The following is a 19,128-nucleotide window of genomic DNA, read 5'->3' on the forward strand; positions in this document are numbered from 1 at the left end:
GCAGACATGATCAACAAGACGAAACCTGCCGGGACGGCGAAAATTGAAATTGACGGCAAATCCCACGAACTGCCAGTCCTGAGCGGGACGCTCGGTCCAAACGTCGTCGATGTGAAAAAGCTTTACGGTGAGGCAGGTGTTTTCACACTCGACCCTGGCTTCACCTCGACCGCCAGCTGCGAGTCGCAAATCACCTTCATTGATGGCGAAGAAGGTGTTCTCCTTCACCGCGGCTATCCAATCGACCAGCTTGCCGAACAGTCCGGCTATCTTGAGGTCTGCTATCTCCTTCTGAACGGTGAGCTGCCGACCGGCACCCAGTTCAAGAACTTTGCGCGCGAAATCACGCAGCACACTCTGCTTCACACGCAGATGGACCGCTTCTTCGATGGTTTCCGTCGTGACAGCCATCCAATGGCCATGCTGACCGGTACGGTCGGCGCCATGTCGGCCTTCTATCCAAGCTCGATGGACAGCGCTGACCCGGAAGAGCGCCGTCTGGCATCAATCCGCCTCATCGCGAAAATGCCGACGCTGGCAGCGCGCGTTTATAAATACTCGATCGGCCAGCCTTTCGTGAACCCGCGCAACGACCTCTCCTATGCAGAGAACTTCCTGCGCATGTGTTTCTCGGTGCCGGCAGAAGATTACAAGATCAGCCCGACCCTCGCGAAAGCGATGGACCGCTTCTTCATTCTGCACGCTGACCATGAGCAGAACGCGTCGACCTCGACTGTCCGCCTTGCTGGCTCATCGGGCGCACACCCATACGCCGCAGTTGCAGCGGGCGTCGCCTGTCTTTGGGGTCCGTCGCATGGCGGCGCCAATGAGGCTTGCCTCAACATGCTGCACGAGATCGGCTCTGTTGACCGCATCCCGGAATTCATCGCCCGCGCGAAAGACAAGGACGACCCGTTCCGGCTCATGGGCTTTGGTCACCGCGTCTATAAGAACTATGACCCACGCGCCAAGGTCATGCAGGAAACCGCTCACGAGGTTCTCAACGAGCTCGGCATCAAGGACACGCCGATCCTCAAAGTCGCGATGGAGCTTGAGAAGATCGCCCTTGAAGACGACTACTTCGTCGAGAAGAAGCTCTACCCAAACGTCGATTTCTACTCCGGCATCATTCTCGATGCGATGGGCTTCCCGACCGAGATGTTCACGGTCCTCTTCGCACTTGCCCGCACCGTTGGCTGGGTGTCGCAGCTCAATGAGATGATCGACGACCCGACCCAGCGCATCGGCCGCCCGCGCCAGATCTATACCGGCGCACCGCTGCGCGACTTCAAACCAGTGTCAGAGCGCGGCTAGTCGCGCTCGATCAGCACTTTCGCTGCAATCTCAGCAGATCGAAGATCGCCCTCGCCCATACGTGCGAGGGCGTTTTTCTGTGCAGTGATCTGGGCCTGGCGGGCCTCTTCATCACCAAGCATGCGCAGCGCTTCGTCTGCCATCCTTCTGGCCTTGAACTTTGTCTGAACGAATTCCGGCACGACTTCGGTATCGTCCGCAGCGATGTTCAGAAGCGTGATATGGGTCGGCTTGAATAGGAAGAAGCGCGCAAGCGACCAGGTCACCCAGCCGGTCTGGTAGCCAACAAGAAACGGCGTGTCCTGAAAGGCCAGCTCGCTTGTAACCGTTCCCGAACAGGCAAGCGCATACGTTGCCGCTGACATGACATCGAAACGGTCAGCAGTTTCCGGACTCAGGTCGGCCCAATCGAACCGGTTTCCAAACTTTTCAATGAAATATGGACGAATGTTAGACGCGGGATGAAGGATGACGCGTATATCGCCGCGGGCCTGCTTCACCTGCTGAGCCGCTTCGAGCAATTCAGGCGCAACGCCGTCAATCTCACTGCGCCGGCTCCCCGGCAGTACGAGAAGTACTGGTGCTGCACCCACATCCATTGCGAGCCGCCCAGCGTCCGGATCTCCCTTATGACCGCGTGACAGCGCTGGATTTCCCATCACCGTCACAGGCAGTCCGAAGGGCTCATAGAATGGTGCTTCCATCCCGTGAATGCACACGAGGTGGTCGACAGTCTCGGCAAGTGTCTTTGCCCTGCCGGGGCGTGTGGCCCAGACTTGAGGGCCCACGACCTTCACCAGTCTGATATGCGGAGCGCGTGCGCGCACGCGTTGGGCGACGCGAAGCGTAAACCCCCAGGAGTCTACAAGGGCAACGGTATCCGGCGCCGCTTCTATGATGGCATCTGCCGCCGCATCCGCGAGCGCGACAACCTCGCGATAGATCTTCACGCCTTCGAGCAGGCCGACAACGGAAAGCACCGACACGTCTATCGGCGAAGAAAGGCCACGCGCGGCAAGCTGGTCGCTGCCGATGGCGTTAAGCGTCACATCCGGATCTATACGTCGCAGCTCGTCGACGATCTCTGCAGCCAGAAGATCGCCGGAGGCTTCAGCGGCAACAAGGTAGATGCTGGATGCCATAGATGATCAGGTCCAATTCTTCGGGAAAGCGAACAGGAACACACCTGTCTCTGAGCAACGCCTGCCAATCTCGTCCCGATTGAGAAGAAGCGCGCCGTCAGCTTCGATACCTACGCCAACCAGGCCCGCCTCAGCGGCCTTCACGATCGTTGCCGGACCGATCGTCGGCAGATCGATGCGGCGCTCCTGAATGGGCTTGGGGCGCTTGACTAGCACGCCGCGCCGCGAGGTCGGCGTGCCCCTGATCTCGTCTTCCAGATCATTGATCCGGGCGAGCATGCGGTCGGTGCCTTCCTGAGCCTCGACGGCCAGGACGAGCCCATCACACACGACACACCCCTGCCCGATATCCAGTCGTCCGGTTTCGCCTGCGATCGCCGCCGCTTTGCGAAGGTCAGCGAGCTCACTTTCTGATGGCTCCCGGCCGAAGATAACGCCTTCGCCAACAGTCAGGTCCTGCGCCGCGTCTTCCGCCGCTATGACCTCAAAGCCTTCAGCTTCAAGCTCACCCACGATCACACGCAACAGCGCATCATCGCCATTGCGCGCTGCCTTAAGCACGCGCGGCAGAAGCTTTGCCCCGCGCATGTCGAGCTTGATGTTGGAAAAGTTCGGCCGCTTCACGATGCCAGCGAACACGACCTGCTCACAGCCGGCCTTCTTGAGGCGCTTGATGAGGTGTCCAATCTGACCGATCCCGACCGTCTCATGGTCGAAACTCTCAAGGCGCTTCTCCTCGAAGCCGGACAGGCGAAAGACGTGAACGTCCTGCCCCCGTTCCTGGGCCGCCGATGCGATCGAGACCGGAAGGTCTCCCAGTCCGGCAATGATGGCGAGTTTCTTCATACTGGATGGCCTATTCAGGCAGGCAGAGCGACCGGTTCTTGCTGGCGCGAATGAAGTCGATGATCTGCATCAATTCAGCGCACTCACCATAGGTCTCCTCAGCGTCCTTTACCCGTTCGCTGAAAGTGCCCTCCTTGGCAAACAGCATCCGGTAGGCCGCGCGAAGATCATGGATAGACTGGCGGCTGAACCCTCTACGTTTCATGCCGACAATATTGAGACCGGCAAGGTGGGCATGGTTGCCGATGACAGAGCCATACGGGATGACGTCAGCAACGACGATGGCACCGCCGCCAACGAAGGCATGCTGGCCGATGCGGCAGAACTGGTGCACAGCAGCAAGGCCGCCCATCCAGACCTGATCAGCCACGACGATATGGCCACCGAGCGCGACATTGTTCGCGAAAACACATTTATCGCCGACGATACAATCATGGGCGATATGAACGCCGACCATGAAGAGACAGTTTTCGCCGACCTTGGTGAGGCCACCATGCGCTGGCGAGCCGCCATGAATGGTCACATGCTCGCGGATGACGGTTGAAGCGCCAATGACCAGACGAGACGTCCCGTCATCCTTGAAATTCAGGATTTGAGGCGCTGTACCGATGACGGCGCCTGGAAAGACTTCGACATTCGCACCAAGCTCCGTCCGGCCGGTTACGGTCGCCCGCTGATGAATGCGGCAGCCATCGCCCAGTGTGACTTCGGTGCCAACATAGGCAAACGCGCCTACGCTGACGTCTTGCCCTAGGCTCGCACCTTCTTCGACAATTGCTGTCGGGTGAATCACTGTGGTCAAGATTTGCGCCTTTCCCTCGAAGTCTGCTTTTGCACCCAAGCAATCTCTCGCATCCATTCACGGACAGGTCGCGCAGGCGTGCCCCCCCATGTCTCTCCAGCCGGGATCTCGCGGAATACGCCGGCAGAAGCTGCGATCTGCGCACCTTCTCCGACAACTACATGATCCGCAATACCGACCCGGCCGCCAAGCTGGACGCCGTCACCGACGGTCACGGTCCCGGAGATGCCGCCAAACGACGCCATGAGCACATTGCGGCCGAGGACCACATTGTGAGCGATCTGGCAGAGATTATCGATCTTGGTGTTCTCACCAATAATCGTGTCATCGAATGCACCGCGATCAACGCAGCTGTTCGCGCCGATGGTGACGCCATCCTGAATGATCACGCGGCCGAATTGCGGCGCATCTTCTGCTCCGCCCGGCCCTGGCATGACACCGAAGCCGGCCTCTCCAATGCGCGCGCCGGAATAGATTTTGACACTGTTGCCGATCAGGGCGCACTGGATGCTGGCATTGGCGCCAATTACGCAATCGCGGCCAATCTGTACGCCCGGGCCGATAACCGCGTTTGGCGCAATGATCGAACGGTCACCAATGGCAGCGCCCTCGCCAATATGCGCTGTCGGAGCAATTCGCGCGCTCGGATGGATATTCGTCGCTTCGTGTGGCTCTTCTACGTCGCCCCAATCGCGAAACTGGAGAAGCTGGCGGGCTGCGACGGCATGCGCGTAGCGAGGCAATGGTGTGATGAGCGCCGCGACGCCTTCCGGCAGCGTGTCTGCAAAATCCTGCCGGACGAAGCAGGCGGCAGCATCAGAACTTATCGCGTCAGCTGCCGGTCTCTTCTTGCCTTCATAGTAGCAAACCTCGCCACCACGCGCGCGGGAAGCCGCAGCGACATTCGTCGCGACGGCCTCAGCATCGCCGAGAAGCTCAGCGCCAGTCGCAGCAGCCAGGTCCCCAAGGCGGACGGGCCCGAGAAAACGGAAGAACCTTGGGTCTGCTGGCACGGCGAAAGACTACTGTTGCTGCTGTTGTTGCTGTTGCTGGATGAGGCGCTGGCGAGCCTCGGGCGAAAGACGCTGACGGGTCACTTCGACGCTCGGCAGCGCCGCATTCATCTTTGTGATGACCGAAGCAGTCACATCAACCGATTCCGAAGACCAGACCGTCTGCGAGGTATCAAGCATCACGCTTGCACCGTTTTCGGTGATCACCTGCTCGAGGACGGGCTGAAGCGCCTGGTAGAAGCGCGTCCAGGCAGCACGTTCGGTTGCCTGCAGTTCAGCTGCGGCGAACTGGCGGTCGAGGCTGAACTGCTGCGCGCGCTGCGCATAGGTTTCGACTTCTGTCCGAAGAGCCTGGTCGGCGCCGATCGCTTCCATGGACATGTTGGCGGTGCGCGCTTCCAGCGACTCGCCTTGCTGCTGGAGGGCGTTTGCCTCTGGCGTCAGTTCAGACTGGATCGTGGTGCTGATCTGCTGAACTTTCTGGGCAATATCGAGCCCCGCAGAGCTCTCAGCCATAACGCGCTGCTGATCGATTACGACGACCTGCGAATTCTGTGCCTGCGCAACCGGTGCGGCGAGGGCAACAGACGACATGACAACAGCGACGGATGCCGCTGCGGCTTTAATGAGTTTCATGAGTTCCTCCTGAGAACTTCTAGAAGCGTGTTGAGGTACTGAACCTGAACGTTTCGGTCCGGTCGTACTCTTCTTTCCTGATGATTTGAGAGAAATCGAACCGGATTGGTCCGAACGGCGAGTCCCAGCCCACCGAGAGGCCTGCAGTTGCCCGCAGACCCATGCCGGTTGGTGTCGACTGAATACACAGTACGCCAACGCGGCACTGAACTTCGGTCGTCGGATCGACGTCGACATCATCCAGCATGCCAACCGAACCGGCTTCAACGAACAGGGCTGTATCGATGCCATATTCCTCAGGAAGGAAGTTTGGCACGGTCAGCTCAGCCGTTGCTTGATAGTACGCTTTGCCGCCTTGGGACTGCCCCTTGAAAAGGCGGACCTCATTCCCGTCTTCGTCGAACTCGCGCACAATCTGGCGTGGCCCGAGACCGGCAACATCAAAGCCGCGGAAAGTACTCCCGCCGCGGAAAAAGCGGTTATTGATACGAATACCATCATCGTTGCCAAACGGTTCGATCAAGCCGCCAGACAGACGCACGCTGGCGCGGACGCCTTTGAAGATGCCCCGATAGGCTGCAGCAGACGTCTCCGTCCGGATGTACTGAACGTCGCCGCCGAGACCCGCGACATCCTGGCTGAACGAGAAGTCGAAGCCGCCTGTCGGCGCGATCGGGTCGTTCCGGCGATCCCAGTTAAAGGTGTAGCCAATGATTGAAGACAGCTCGGCACGTTCATTCCGACAGTAGCTTGGACGGACCACAGGGCTAACCGCAGGATCGCAGATATCGAGAATGCTGGTTCCCGCCGGAAGCGGATCAGCGTTAACGGGCACGAGCAGGGTCTGGGTAAAGTCGTCCGATGGATCGTCCGGCGTGCCGGCATCGTTGACAACATCCCTTGTCGCCAGCGTGCCATCGGCGTCATTGATGACACGGCGCACATCTACGAATTCAAGCTCGTCCGACTGAATTCTATAGCGCAGACCAAGATTGGTGTTTTCCGTCAGCGGGAAGCCAAGATTTACGCCTGCGCCAATCGTGTTCGAGGTGAAGCCCGAAAACGACTCGAAGTCAGACCGGGACGAGAAGATGTCGATACCGGCCGCCAGATTGCGATCGAGGAAGCGCGGCTCACGGAAGCGAAGGTCAACATATTGCTGGCGCTGCGATGCGGAGATGCGCGCCACGGCCGTCTGGCCCCGGCCGCGCAGGTTGCGCTCAGAAACGCTGACATCGAAAAGGAATGCGTCGACCGAGGAATAACCCGCCGCGAAAGAAAGCTCGCCGGTTGGCTGCTCTTCAACTTTCACATCAACCACTGTCCGGTCCGGCTGCGAGCCAGGATTTTCCGTGATCTCGACTTCCTTGAAGTAGCCGAGCGCCCGCACGCGGTTGCGCGAGCGGTCGAGGAGCACGCGGTTGAACGCATCGCCTTCAGAGACGCGAAGTTCCCGGCGCACAACGCGGTCAAGCGTCCGCGTATTCCCGACAATATTGATCCGCTCGATATAGACGCGTGGGCCTTCATCAATGGCGAAGGTTACATCGACCGTATTGGTCTCAGGGTTCGGGCGCAGGTCCGGCGTGATGTCGACGAACGCATAACCTGCGATACCCGCAGCATAGGTCAGCGTATCGATTGCACTCTCGATGCGATTGCCGCGGAAAAGGTCACCCTCCTGAATGGAGAGCGCGTTGCGAAGTGCAGTGCTGTTCAGCTTGTCGAGCTCGGTCGAGACTTCCACGCTACCGAAATTATACTGATCGCCCTCATCCACCGTGTAGGTGATGTAGAAGTCTTCCTGGTCCGGCGTCAGATCAGCGACGGCGGAGACAACGCGGAAGTCGTAGTAACCATTATTCTGGTAGAACTGGCGCAGAAGCTCGCGGTCATATTCCAGACGGCCCGGGTCATAGTTGTCGTTCGAGCTGAAGAAGCGCCACCAGCGCGACTGGCGCGTAGCGATTTCGCTGCGTAGACGGCGGTCAGCATATTCTTCGTTGCCGATAAAGTTGATCGAGCGCACGCCGGTAACCGGGCCTTCGCTGACCACGAAGACGAGATCGACGCGGTTCTGCTCCAGTGGTTTGTACTGCGGCTCCACGGTCGCTGCGAAGCGGCCGGACTGACGGTAAAGCTCAAGAATGCGTTGAACGTCTGCCTGCACGCGCGCTGCGGTAAAGATACCGCGCGGGGCGACCTGGATTTCTTCGCGCATCTTTTCATCATCGATGGCATTGTTGCCCTCGAAGATGACGCGGTTGATGATCGGGTTTTCAACCACGCGAACGATAAGGTCCGGACCGGACTTCTCGAAAGACGCGTCCGCAAACAGGCCCGTCGCAAAGAGGGTTTTCAGAGAGAGATCGATACGCTCGGCGTCAAACGGATCGCCCGGCTCGACCAGCAGGTAGGACTGGATCGTGCGGTCTTCGATACGCTCATTGCCTTCGACCTGGATCGTGCGGATACGCTCGCCAGACTGCGGCGCCTGAGCGCTCGCTGAAAGCAAAGCACCGACCGCAGTGGACGTGCCGAGCAACGCGGCAACGCTAATCATGGAAGCAACGAAGACTGATCGCATGGCGTCTCTCTCAATTTACAACGGAAATCGGCTATCAGCCTCGAGCGCCGTTGAACAGCCCTGTTTCCAGTACATCGCCCCAGGTAATGAAGACAAACATCCCCAAAAGCAGGAACATACCGGCCATAAGGGCCCCCTCCTGTATACGTGCAGGCAATGGCTTGCCCGCGAATGCTTCATAGCAATTGAACACGATGTGGCCACCGTCAAGAACAGGAAATGGAAGTAAATTAAAGAATCCGATTCCTACAGACACGGCCGCGCAGATCGTCATCATGCTCCAGAAGAGTGCATTGATACGCGTTGCTAATGGCACTTCGCTATTCGCCATCGTCCGGTTCACAACCCGTCGGCTGATATCACCGATAGCAACCGGTCCGCTGAGAGAACTCAGCGCTTCCTTGCCTGTAATCATCCGGCCAATCATGTCAGTCGTCTTGGACACGGTGTCCCAGGTCTGGACGCCGCCCATGGCAAGTGCTTCGACCGGATTGTAGTCAATTCTCTGCGCTGTATCGCGCATTTCCTGAAGCGTGATGCCGATCGTGCCGAGAGCCTGGACCTGACCGACCGCATTCTCGCGCATCTGACGCTGCGGCGTGACGGTCAGCTGGATTTCCTCACCATCGCGCTCGACGATGGTGAGCAACTCCTTGTTGCTCGACATGGAGACAATTGTCTGCAGGTCGCCGGCATTGTCGACAGCCTCGCCGCCCATGGAAACAAATATGTCTCCCGTCTCAATCCCGGCTTCCGCTGCCGCGCCGCCCTCGACGACACTCGTCACACCGACACGCGCCTGATAGGCGCCGTTGAAATAGAAGAAGACCGCGAAAATGAGAGCCGCCAGCACAAAGTTCGCTGCCGGGCCAGCCGCGGCAATTGCCGTACGCGGCCATACGCCAATCTCATGGAATGGCTTGCCGACTGGCCCCTGCTCTATCTTGCCGACATCGCCCGGAAGCTGGCTTTCGCCAACGAATTTCACAAAGCCGCCCAGCGGGATCCAGTTTACGCGCCACCTCGTTCCGCGCTTGTCGCTGCGTTCGAAAATCGGCTTGCCAAAGCCAACCGAAAACGACTCGACGCCCGCGCCAAAATAGCGGCCTGCGAGATAGTGGCCGAGCTCGTGAATGACGACCACGACGCCCAGCATGAAGACGAGGCAGACAATAAAGATCGGGCCCTGGCTGAGAAATCCATCCATCATCATCATCAATCCTTCGCGCCGGCCATGCTTGATGCAACCAGTTCCCGCGCAAGCTTGCGCGATTCAGCATCTATATAGCCGATCTCGTCGAGGCTTAGACAGTCGCCCGTGTGAGTGAAACGATGGCTTAGCTGCGATACAGCTTTCTCGTTCACACGGTTGATGTCTGTGAACTTGCAGCGCCCGGTCAGAAACGCTTCAACCGCTTCCTCATTCGACGCGTTGAGGACGATTACGGCGGCATCTGATTCGTTCAGTGCAGCACGCGCGAGCCTGATGGAAGGGAAGCGCCTGTCGTCCACATTCTCGAAATCGAGCCGCGCAATCGCGGCAAGATCCAGCCGCTCGACGGCGGTCGGAACGCGGCCATTCGGCCATGAGAGAGCGTGGGCAATCGGCGTCTGCATATCTGGTGAGCCGAGCTGTGCAAGGAATGAGCCATCAATATAGCTGACGAGCGAATGAATGATCGACTGCGGATGGACGAGAACATCGATGCGCGATTCAGGCACGTCAAACAGGTAGCTCGCCTCGATCAGCTCAAGCGCCTTGTTCATGAAACTTGCGCTATCGACCGATATTTTGCGGCCCATCGACCAACGCGGATGCGCGCAAGCTTGCTCAGGCGTCACCTTCGCAAGCTGCTCGAGCGGCGTGCGCAGGAATGGCCCACCCGACGCTGTCAGAATAAGGCGCTCGACATCCTCGGCGCGCTCCATGACCTGGAACATCGCATTGTGCTCAGAATCGGTAGGAACGATGAGTGCCCCCGTCTTCGCCGCGACTTTCTTCAGAAGCGGTCCAGCGCAGACCATGCTTTCCTTATTGGCAAGTGCGACGTCGTTACCTGCATCAAGTGCGGCGTGAGTAGAAGCGAGGCCCGCTATGCCGACAATGGAGGCGAGCACGCGGTCAACAGGAAGCCGAGCCACATCTTCAATAGCAGACGCCCCTGCCAGCACCTCAACCCCGGTACCAGCCAACCGGGACTTCAGCGCATCAAGAAATCGCTCTTCGCCTATGACAGCTCTGCGCGCACCAAACTCCAGCGCCTGCGACGCAAGCAACTCCACATTCGTGTGCGCAGTCAAAGCCTCGATCTCGAAGGCTGGCTCATCGGCGACTGAGTTGGCATGTGCGACAACTGACAGCGCTGACTGTCCGATCGATCCTGTTGATCCGAGTATGCTGAGCTTGCGGGCCATTAGCTGGCCTGCAGTCCGAGCAATCCGTGAAGCGGCGCAATGAGCGCCATCGTGGCGGCACAGAACACAGCCGCCATGCCGAGACCATCAACACGGTCCATGACACCGCCATGTCCGGGCAAGAAGCCGCTGGTATCTTTAACGCCGTAACGGCGCTTGAGCGAAGATTCAAAAAGGTCACCCCACTGGGCAACGATGGAAATGGCAAAGCCCGCAAACAGCCAGGAGATGCGCGAAGCGTCCAGCAGGCCTGCCGCTATAAGGCCGCATAGGCCGCTGCAGATCATCGCCCCAATAGCGCCGCTCCAGGTTTTCGACGGAGAATCCTTTGGCGCCAGCGGCGGGCCACCAAAGCCGCGACCTGCGAAATAGGCACCGGTATCCGAGGCCCACACAGTCCCCATGAGGATCAGCGCGGCCGCCTGACCATACCAGGTCCCCTCGCGCAGAAAGAACAGCCCGAGCGGCAGGCCTGCGCTATAGAAGACACCGAAGGCTGCAACTGCGCGATCATTGATACGCGATGGGTGAATGAGGAAAATCAGGCCAGCGGAGACAAGAAGCGCAATGAATGAGACGCTCCAGTCTCCGAAATAGGCCGCAAAAACACAGACGGCCGCGAGAACGGCGGTGGCCGGCATGATAGGTGACGCCGTCATCCGCGCCCATTCATACCCCATGATGGCAGCAAAGATGGCACAGGCGATCGCCAGAACCATGCCGCCAGTCGCAACGACGAATAGCGCAAATGGTATGAGGACGAGCGCGGACAGTAGCCTCAGCGCCAGCTCTCTCGACTTATGGCTACCGGGCCTCGACGCAACCATCTAGCGCGCCTCCTTACCCAGACCGCCGAAACGACGCTCTCGCGCGCCGAACCGCTCAAGTGCCTTACGAAGGTGTGTCTCACCAAATTCGGGCCAGAGAACATCCATGAAGACGAGCTCGGCATAGGCGCCTTGCCATGTGAGGAAGTTGCTCAGTCTGTGCTCCTCACCTGTGCGGATAATCACGTCAGGATCGGGAAACGTCTTCGTGTCGAGGTGTTGCGAGATCGCTTCTTCGGTGAAGTCATCGAGCTTCATAGCGCCTGAAGCGACTTTCTCTGCGATAAGACGCGCTGCCCGTGTGATTTCCTCGCGCCCGCCATAATTGAAGGCAATGCCAAGATTGAACTGCGTGTTCTCGGCGGTCTCGTTCACAGCGAGGTCGAGCGAGGAACAGATATCGTCAGGCAATCCTGCGCGTGTCCCGAAAACGCTGATCTTCACGTTCTCGCTTTTCAGGCGCTTCAGGTCCTTCTTGATGAAGTGGCGCAGCAGCGCGAACAGCGCCGTGACCTCGGCCACCGGGCGGCGCCAGTTCTCCGTCGAAAACGAGTAGACCGTGAGATAGGACAGGCCCAGCTTCTGCGCTGCCTTTACAGTTTCGCGCAGGGCATCGACGCCGCGCTCATGTCCAATTGAACGCGGCAAGCCATTCCGGGTCGCCCAGCGGCCATTCCCGTCCATGATAATTCCGACATGGGCTGGCAGACTGGACGGGTCGGCAAATTCGGGAACCCCGTTAGAAGCCGGCTGCGCCATCAAACCTGCATGATCTCCGCTTCTTTTGCCTTCACGATCTCATCAATGCGGGCTATGTACGTGTCGGTGAGCTTCTGGACATCGTCAGACAGGCCGTGCGCCTCGTCCTTGCTGATGTCATTGTCTTTCTCGGCTTTCTTCAGCTGATCCATGCCATCGCGGCGCACATTGCGCACGGCGACACGGGCCTGCTCGGCATACTTGCCGGCGATCTTCGAAAGCTCAGCGCGGCGTTCCTCATTAAGGACCGGAATTGGGATGCGAAGCGTCGTGCCATCAGTGACCGGGTTCAGGCCAAGTCCTGATTCGCGGATCGCCTTGTCAGCGGCGCCAACAACGGACTTGTCCCAGATATTCACGGACAAGGTGCGCGCGTCGAGCACAGAGACAGAACCAACCTGGTTCAGCGGAACGGTCGAGCCATAAGCCGGCACATTCACGGTATCGAGCAGGTTCGGCGATGCGCGGCCCGTACGAAGGCCAGCAAGGTCCGACTGGAGCGAAGCAACGGCGCCTTCCATGCGGCGCTCAAGATCTTTTTTGTTTATACTCATGGCAATTGTTCTCGCACATTAAGAGATGAGCGTCGATGTTCCGACCCCACGCAGAACGTCTAGCAATGCGCCCTTTTTGTGAAGTGAGAACACGACAATTGGAATGCTTGTATCGCGCATCAGGCTGACAGCTGACGCGTCCATGACGCGCAGGTCCCGCGCAAGGACCTCCTGATAGCCAAGCTGCTCGTAACGCTCAGCGTTCGCATGCTTTTTCGGGTCAGCTGAATAGACCCCATCGACCTGCGTGCCCTTGAACATCGCGTCGCAATTCATCTCGGCAGCTCGCAGGGCCGCGCCAGTGTCAGTGGTGAAATATGGATTGCCCGTGCCCGCCGCGAAGATGACCACACGCTTTTTCTCCATGTGGCGGATAGCGCGGCGGCGGATGTATGGCTCGCAGACCGTATCCATTGGGATCGCGGACTGAACCCGCGTCGGTGTGCCGATCTGCTCAAGCGCGCTCTGCATCGCGAGCGCGTTCATCACGGTGGCGAGCATGCCCATCGAATCAGCTTGAGAGCGGTCCATGCCATTGGCAGCACCGGCAAGACCGCGGAAGATATTGCCGCCGCCGATGACCAGGCACAGCTCGACATTTGTCTGGCGGATCGCACCAGATATCTCTTCGGCAAATTGTAGGCAGGTCGGCATGTGGATGCCGAATTCCGATGGCCCCATCAGGGCCTCTCCCGACAGCTTCAGGAGAACACGTTTATAGACGAGCTCGCTGCTATGGTCGGTCTCTGTTGTCATGACTGTCTCCCAAGGCCGCTTAGCTCGTAAAGGATTCCCGGCTGCCTGTCATGGGCAGCCGGGAGACTTTAAGATGAGTTTTGCAGGCCTTACGAGCCGGAGGTCATGGAAGCGACTTCAGCAGCGAAATCGTCTTCTTCCTTCTCGACACCTTCGCCAAGACCGAAGCGCACAAAGCCCTTCAGCGTTGCGCCCTGCTCTTCCAGGAACGCGGCGACCGTCTGGTCCGGGTTCATCACGAATGGCTGCTCGACAAGGACAACTTCCTTGTAGAACTTGTTGAGGCGGCCTTCGATCATCTTCTCGATGACATTGTCAGGCTTGCCGCTTTCGCGGGCCTGATCGGTCAGGATCTGACGCTCACGCTCAACCAGCTCAGGGTCGAGGTCAGCCGTCGTTGCCGATGCCGGGTTCGTTGCAGCAACGTGCATCGCAACCTTGCGGGCAGCTTCAGCCAGGTTCGAATTGTCGCTACCTTCGACAGCGACGAGCACGCCGATCTTGCCCATGTTCTCAGCTTCCGGGCTGTGAACGTAAGCAGCGACCTGGCCGCCTTCAGCGGTCATTTTCGCAACGCGGCGAAGCGTCATGTTCTCACCGATCGTCGCAACGAGGCCGGTAATCATGTCGTTGACCGTACCATCGCCTTTTGGCGCTGGTGCGTTCTGGACAGCTTCGAGCGAACCGTCGGTTTCGAGCGCGGTCTTGGCGATGCCTGCGAGTGCGGACTGGAACTTCTCGTTGCGGGCAACGAAGTCGGTTTCAGCGTTCAGCTCGACCAGCGTGCCGGACGTGCCGTCGGATGACAGCAGCGCAGCAACCAGGCCGTCAGCCGCAGCGCGGCCCGCTTTCTTGGCGGCCTTGGAGAGGCCTTTCGCACGCAGCCAGTCAACAGCGGCTTCCGTGTCACCATCATTTTCGACGAGCGCTTTTTTCGCATCCATCATGCCTGCGCCCGTGCGGTCACGCAGGTCCTTGACCAGAGCGGCGGTGATCTGTGCCATCTCTATGATCCTTCCAGATTGAGTTTCAGGTTTTAGCTGTCAGCCTTGGCTTCTTCTTCGCCTGCGTCTGCTTCAGCAGTTTCGCTGGCAGCAGCATCAGCGGCGGCAACGTCGCTTTCGGCCATCGCGTCGATGTCTTCGGACTCGCCAAGATCAATACCGAGGCCAGCCGACGATTCAGCCAGACCATCGAGAACCGCATCTGCAATCAGGTTGCAGTAGAGCGAGATCGAGCGGGCGGCGTCGTCATTGCCCGGGAACGGGAAGTCGACATCGTCCGGGTCACAATTGGTATCGATCACGGCGATGACCGGGATGCCAAGCTTCTTGGCTTCCTTGATGGCGATCTGCTCCTTGTTCGTGTCGATCACGAACATGAGGCTCGGCAGGCCGCCCATATTTGCGATACCGCCAAGGGCGCGCTGCAGCTTGTCGCGCTCACGCTCGACAACGAGGAGCTCTTTCTTGGTGAGGCCCGAAGCGTCACGATCAGAGAGAACTTCGTCAAGCTCGCGAAGACGCTTGATCGACTTGGAAACGGTTGACCAGTTGGTCAGCGTACCGCCGAGCCAGCGATGGTTCATGAAGTACTGAGCAGAACGCTCTGCGGCTTCTGCAATCGGCTGCGCCGCCTGGCGCTTGGTGCCGACGAAAAGAACGCGGCCGCCCTTTGCAACCGTGTCGCGAACCTGGACCAGCGCCTGGTGAAGCAGCGGCACAGTCTTGGACAGGTCCATGATGTGGATACCCGCGCGATCGCCATAGATGAATGGCTTCATCTTTGGGTTCCAGCGGTGGGTTTGGTGGCCGAAGTGAACACCAGCTTCGAGCAGCTGACGCATCGTGAATTCAGGCAGAGCCATGATATTTCTTCCTCTTCCGGTTGACCGGCACGGACACTATCGGGCTCAAACCACTGAGCTCGACACCGGATGATCCGCGCATCGGGGGTTTAGAGCGCTGCCATATACGTAAAACGGGCCCAATTGCAACCGGGCTTTGTCAGGCCGCGAGCGTGTCCACGCGTGAGACGCCGGATGCCATCTTGAGCGCGCGCAACGCCTCAAGCCCCGTCGCATAGACGGCCGGAAGCTTCATGGAGACGATACGGCCATCAACAAGCGGCAGCTCAAGGAAAATCTCGCCCCGGTCCGCACCCGGCGCGTTGATGAGTCGCTCGGCCACGGCCGCCAGCTCATCAAAGTTAGCGCCGCGCGACAGGCGCACGACGAGCGCTTTCGCCTTCTTGCCAATCCGCGCCTTCTCAATCGGCTTCACATGCTTCACCGAGAGGCGGATTTCCTCTTCCTGCCGGCGCACATTCACCATGACGCAGATGCTGCTGGCCGGTGACATGAGATCACGGAAATTATCGAGCACTTCCGGCATCACCATCAGCTCGACCTCACCGGTCGGGTCAGACAGCGTCAGAAAAGCGAACTTGCCACCATTGCGGGCTGGCTTTTCGACCCGGCGGCGCACGACGCCAATCAGTTCAAGGGGTCGCCCGTCCACGGCCACATCGGCAATCTCGTTTGAAAGCGTGATGCGCCCTTCCTCAAGACTGTCGAGCACATCGTCGAGCGGGTGGCCGCTGAGATAAAAGCCGACCGCTGCGAATTCCTCATCGAGGATCTGCTGGCCATTCCAGGAGGACACTTCCTGCAATGTCGCCTTCACCGCAGGCTCTGCGTCACCGAACAGGCCGCCCTGCCCGCCAGCCCGGTCCTCGGCCGCCGAAACCGCCATGGCCGAAAGCAGATGCGCCGATGCGAGGCAGGTCGCCCGATTGGGCTCAATCGAATCGAACCCGCCTGCACGCGATAGCTGCTCGAAGCACTTCTTGTTCACGGATTTCGGATCAACGCGCTCTGCAAAGTCATGCAAGGACTGGAAAGGCCCGCGCACCGCGCGCTCGGCTTCCAGCTGGCGCATGGCCTCAAGGCCCACGCCTTTAAGCGCGCCCAACGCATAGACGAGCGCGCCATTCTCAACGTCGAAGTCGGCCGTCGACCGGTTCACATCCGGCTGGATGATATCGATCTCAAGACGTCGGCATTCCTGCACGAAGGCAGCAAGCTTGTCGGTGTTCTGCAGGTCGAGGCTCATAGAGGCGGCAAGGAACTCGACCGGGAAGTGGCGCTTCAGATACGCGGTCTGGTAACCGATAAGCGCATAAGCGGCGGCGTGCGACTTGTTGAAACCGTAGCCCGCGAACTTCTCCATCGTGTCGAAGATTTCGTTGGCGAGCGGCGCTTCGATGCCTTTGAGCTTCTGCGCACCGTCGAGGAAGCGCGCGCGCTGCGCGACCATTTCCTCGACCTTCTTTTTACCCATGGCCCGGCGCAGAAGGTCAGCTTCGCCGAGCGAATAGCCCGCAATCTCCTGCGCCATTCGCATAACCTGTTCCTGATAGACAGGCACGCCATAAGTCGCCTCAAGGATCGGCTCGAGATCGGGGTGCTGATAATGGACGTTCTTTGGGTCTTCCTTACCCGCCACATAGACCGGGATGTTGTCCATCGGACCTGGACGATAGAGCGAGATGATCGCGATGACGTCTTCGAGGTTGTGCGGGCGAACCTTGCGCAGCGTATCGCGCATACCCTGGCCTTCAAGCTGGAATACGCCCAGCGTCTGGCCGCTCGCCATCAGCTCATAGGTGTCCTTGTCGTCCAGCGTATCCCACTCAGGGCCAACATCGCGGCCATCGCGCCGGATGAATTTCAGCGCGCGGTCGATAACCGTCAGCGTCTTCAGGCCGAGGAAGTCGAACTTGACGAGGCCGCCCGCCTCCGCCCACTTCATATTAAACTGCGTAGCCGGAAGATCAGAGCGCGGATCATTGTAGAGCGGCACAAGTTCCGTAAGCGGACGATCACCGATAACAACGCCCGCCGCGTGCGTACCGGCATTACGATACAGCCCTTCAAGCGCCAGTGCCGTTTTCAGCAACTCTCCGACGCGCGGATCCTGCGCAACCTCGTCATCAAACTTCGGCTCATCGTCGATGGCATCCTGCAGCTTCGGCGGATTGGCAGGGTTGAACGGAATGAGCTTTGCCAGCCTGTCGACCTGGCCGTAGGGCATCTGCATGACGCGGCCGACGTCCCGCACCACAGCCTTTGCCTGCAGCGTACCGAAGGTGATGATCGCGGCCACACTGTCGGCGCCATACTTGTCGCGCACATAGCGGATCACCTCGCCGCGCCGCTCCTGACAGAAGTCGACGTCAAAGTCAGGCATCGACACGCGTTCCGGGTTAAGGAAGCGTTCGAACAGAAGATCAAAGCGAAGCGGATCGAGGTCCGTAATCGTCAGCACCCAGGCGACGACAGAACCCGCACCAGAGCCACGGCCCGGCCCAACAGGGATCCCCTGCTCCTTGGCCCATTTGATGAAGTCGGCAACGATCAGGAAGTAGCCCGGAAAGCCCATCTTCTTGATGATGCCCAGCTCATAATTGAGCCGCTCTATATAGGTCTCTTTCGGCGCGTAGAGCTGCGGCGCTTCGGCAAGGCGCTGCTCCAGCCCTTCCTCTGCCTGAACGCGCAACTCTTCAAACTCTGAGCGTGTTCCGTCGCCAAAGTTCGGCAGGATCGGCTCATGCGTGCGCGCACGCACCGCGCAGCGTTTCGCGATCTCTACCGTCGAGGCGACCGCTTCCGGCAGATCGGCGAAGAGCTCGATCATCTCGGCAGGCGCCTTCAGATACTGGTCCTGCGAGACCCTTTTGCGGTCGTCCTGACCAAGATACTCACCATTCGCGATACACATCATCGCGTCATGAGCGTGGGCGTGCTTCGGGTTCAGGAACCGCGCATCGTGCGTGGCGACCACTGGCAGGCCCAGCTTGTAGGCCGCTTCCAGCAAGCCCGGTTCACTGTCCGCCTCTTCCTGCAGACCGTGGCGCGTAAGTTCGACATAGCAGCGCCCCGGATAGGCTTCAGCAAAGCTCGACAGGGTCGCCTCGGCGTCGGCCTGCTTGTTCTTCAGGATATACTGCGCAGCCTCGCCCCGCATGCCGCCGGTCAGAAGGATCAGGCCGTCCGTCTTCTCAAACAGATGCTCTCTCTTGAGGCGCGGCACGCCATCCGCCGCCTCAAGATAGGCATAGGAGGACAGCTCCATGAGACGTTTGTAGCCAATCTCATTCTGCGCATAGACCGAAACCTGCGTCAGCCACTCCTGATGCCCACCATCGGTCACATCGAAACAGCACGCCATGATCGGCTGAATGCCAGCGCCAGACAGCGTTTCGGAAATCTCCAGTGCGCCGAACAGATTATTTCTGTCAGTCACCGCAACGGCCGGGACCCCATTGCCGACGGCCCAGGCTTTAAGATCCTTTGGCGTGATCATGCTCTCGAGAAGCGAGAAGCTGGTACGCACGGCAAGATGGATAAAAAGCGGCTCGGACAAGGCGGGCTCCTCTCAGGCGAGGATTATGCCCCGTATTGCCGATGAGTCGAA

16 protein-coding genes are annotated in these 19,128 nt (G+C 59.2%); 1 reads left to right on the forward strand and 15 read right to left on the reverse strand.

Translation table 11 applies throughout. The annotated features are described in order from the left end of the window. Window positions 1-6: 6 nt before the first annotated feature. Window positions 7-1,314: a citrate (Si)-synthase gene (gene gltA / locus KUV46_13535; protein ID QYJ00347.1), complete on the forward strand. Its 1,308-nt coding sequence runs from the start codon at window positions 7-9 to the stop codon at window positions 1,312-1,314. On the opposite strand, the gene KUV46_13540 is transcribed toward gltA, so the two are convergent. From KUV46_13540 to dnaE, 15 genes are all read right to left on the reverse strand, one after another. Continuing rightward, window positions 1,311-2,456: a hypothetical protein gene (locus KUV46_13540; protein QYJ00348.1), complete on the reverse strand. Its 1,146-nt coding sequence runs from the start codon at window positions 2,454-2,456 to the stop codon at window positions 1,311-1,313. The genes gltA and KUV46_13540 overlap by 4 nt on opposite strands. Before the next feature lie 6 nt (window positions 2,457-2,462). Next, window positions 2,463-3,302 (reverse strand): UDP-2,3-diacylglucosamine diphosphatase LpxI, encoded by an 840-nt coding sequence (lpxI, locus tag KUV46_13545; protein QYJ00349.1) that lies wholly within the window; start codon window positions 3,300-3,302, stop codon window positions 2,463-2,465. 10 nt (window positions 3,303-3,312) lie between these two features. Continuing rightward, a complete protein-coding gene (gene lpxA / locus KUV46_13550; GenBank protein ID QYJ00350.1) occupies window positions 3,313-4,104 on the reverse strand; it encodes an acyl-ACP--UDP-N-acetylglucosamine O-acyltransferase in 792 nt (263 codons plus the stop codon). Continuing rightward, entirely contained in the window at window positions 4,101-5,117 is a 1,017-nt protein-coding gene (lpxD, locus tag KUV46_13555) for a UDP-3-O-(3-hydroxymyristoyl)glucosamine N-acyltransferase (protein QYJ00351.1), read from the reverse strand. The genes lpxA and lpxD overlap by 4 nt, the downstream gene beginning before the upstream one ends. Window positions 5,118-5,126: 9 nt before the next feature. Next, window positions 5,127-5,753 carry an OmpH family outer membrane protein gene (locus tag KUV46_13560; GenBank protein ID QYJ00352.1) on the reverse strand — a complete coding sequence of 209 codons (627 nt, stop codon included), beginning with the start codon at window positions 5,751-5,753 and terminating at the stop codon, window positions 5,127-5,129. Window positions 5,754-5,772: 19 nt separating this feature from the next. Beyond that, window positions 5,773-8,340, reverse strand: a complete 2,568-nt coding sequence (gene bamA, locus KUV46_13565; protein QYJ00353.1) for an outer membrane protein assembly factor BamA — start codon at window positions 8,338-8,340, stop codon at window positions 5,773-5,775. 34 nt (window positions 8,341-8,374) lie between these two features. Continuing rightward, window positions 8,375-9,556: an RIP metalloprotease gene (locus KUV46_13570; GenBank protein ID QYJ00354.1), complete on the reverse strand. Its 1,182-nt coding sequence runs from the start codon at window positions 9,554-9,556 to the stop codon at window positions 8,375-8,377. After that, a complete protein-coding gene (dxr, locus tag KUV46_13575) occupies window positions 9,556-10,755 on the reverse strand; it encodes a 1-deoxy-D-xylulose-5-phosphate reductoisomerase (protein ID QYJ00355.1) in 1,200 nt (399 codons plus the stop codon). Before dxr ends, KUV46_13570 begins: the two co-directional genes overlap by 1 nt. Then, the gene (locus tag KUV46_13580; GenBank protein QYJ00356.1) at window positions 10,755-11,582 is read right to left on the reverse strand and encodes a phosphatidate cytidylyltransferase; all 828 of its coding nucleotides are present in this window, start codon (window positions 11,580-11,582) and stop codon (window positions 10,755-10,757) included. The genes dxr and KUV46_13580 overlap by 1 nt, the downstream gene beginning before the upstream one ends. After that, window positions 11,583-12,341, reverse strand: a complete 759-nt coding sequence (locus tag KUV46_13585; protein ID QYJ00357.1) for an isoprenyl transferase — start codon at window positions 12,339-12,341, stop codon at window positions 11,583-11,585. Continuing rightward, window positions 12,341-12,895 carry a ribosome recycling factor gene (gene frr, locus KUV46_13590; protein ID QYJ00358.1) on the reverse strand — a complete coding sequence of 185 codons (555 nt, stop codon included), beginning with the start codon at window positions 12,893-12,895 and terminating at the stop codon, window positions 12,341-12,343. The genes KUV46_13585 and frr overlap by 1 nt, the downstream gene beginning before the upstream one ends. 18 nt (window positions 12,896-12,913) lie before the next feature. Continuing rightward, a complete protein-coding gene (gene pyrH, locus KUV46_13595; protein ID QYJ00359.1) occupies window positions 12,914-13,651 on the reverse strand; it encodes a UMP kinase in 738 nt (245 codons plus the stop codon). Between the two features lie 89 nt (window positions 13,652-13,740). After that, a complete protein-coding gene (gene tsf / locus KUV46_13600) occupies window positions 13,741-14,655 on the reverse strand; it encodes a translation elongation factor Ts (protein ID QYJ00360.1) in 915 nt (304 codons plus the stop codon). Between the two features lie 32 nt (window positions 14,656-14,687). Then, a complete protein-coding gene (gene rpsB / locus KUV46_13605; GenBank protein ID QYJ00361.1) occupies window positions 14,688-15,518 on the reverse strand; it encodes a 30S ribosomal protein S2 in 831 nt (276 codons plus the stop codon). 139 nt (window positions 15,519-15,657) lie between these two features. Beyond that, window positions 15,658-19,077 carry a DNA polymerase III subunit alpha gene (dnaE, locus tag KUV46_13610; GenBank protein ID QYJ00362.1) on the reverse strand — a complete coding sequence of 1,140 codons (3,420 nt, stop codon included), beginning with the start codon at window positions 19,075-19,077 and terminating at the stop codon, window positions 15,658-15,660. Window positions 19,078-19,128 lie beyond the last annotated feature (51 nt).

It is taken from the genome of Thalassovita mediterranea (assembly GCA_019448215.1).
Lineage (GTDB): Bacteria > Pseudomonadota > Alphaproteobacteria > Caulobacterales > Hyphomonadaceae > Henriciella.

Excerpts from the sequence above, each read along its gene's own strand:
- pyrH (QYJ00359.1), bottom strand. The coding sequence starts at position 13,651 with ATGACAACAGAGACCGACCATAGCAGCGAGCTCGTCTATAAACGTGTT.
- dxr (QYJ00355.1), bottom strand. The coding sequence starts at position 10,755 with ATGGCCCGCAAGCTCAGCATACTCGGATCAACAGGATCGATCGGACAG.
- KUV46_13585 (QYJ00357.1), bottom strand. The coding sequence starts at position 12,341 with ATGGCGCAGCCGGCTTCTAACGGGGTTCCCGAATTTGCCGACCCGTCC.
- KUV46_13560 (QYJ00352.1), bottom strand. The coding sequence starts at position 5,753 with ATGAAACTCATTAAAGCCGCAGCGGCATCCGTCGCTGTTGTCATGTCG.
- frr (QYJ00358.1), bottom strand. The coding sequence starts at position 12,895 with ATGAGTATAAACAAAAAAGATCTTGAGCGCCGCATGGAAGGCGCCGTT.
- KUV46_13580 (QYJ00356.1), bottom strand. The coding sequence starts at position 11,582 with ATGGTTGCGTCGAGGCCCGGTAGCCATAAGTCGAGAGAGCTGGCGCTG.
- bamA (QYJ00353.1), bottom strand. The coding sequence starts at position 8,340 with ATGCGATCAGTCTTCGTTGCTTCCATGATTAGCGTTGCCGCGTTGCTC.
- KUV46_13540 (QYJ00348.1), bottom strand. The coding sequence starts at position 2,456 with ATGGCATCCAGCATCTACCTTGTTGCCGCTGAAGCCTCCGGCGATCTT.
- lpxI (QYJ00349.1), bottom strand. The coding sequence starts at position 3,302 with ATGAAGAAACTCGCCATCATTGCCGGACTGGGAGACCTTCCGGTCTCG.
- KUV46_13570 (QYJ00354.1), bottom strand. The coding sequence starts at position 9,556 with ATGATGATGATGGATGGATTTCTCAGCCAGGGCCCGATCTTTATTGTC.
- tsf (QYJ00360.1), bottom strand. The coding sequence starts at position 14,655 with ATGGCACAGATCACCGCCGCTCTGGTCAAGGACCTGCGTGACCGCACG.
- gltA (QYJ00347.1), top strand. The coding sequence starts at position 7 with ATGATCAACAAGACGAAACCTGCCGGGACGGCGAAAATTGAAATTGAC.
- rpsB (QYJ00361.1), bottom strand. The coding sequence starts at position 15,518 with ATGGCTCTGCCTGAATTCACGATGCGTCAGCTGCTCGAAGCTGGTGTT.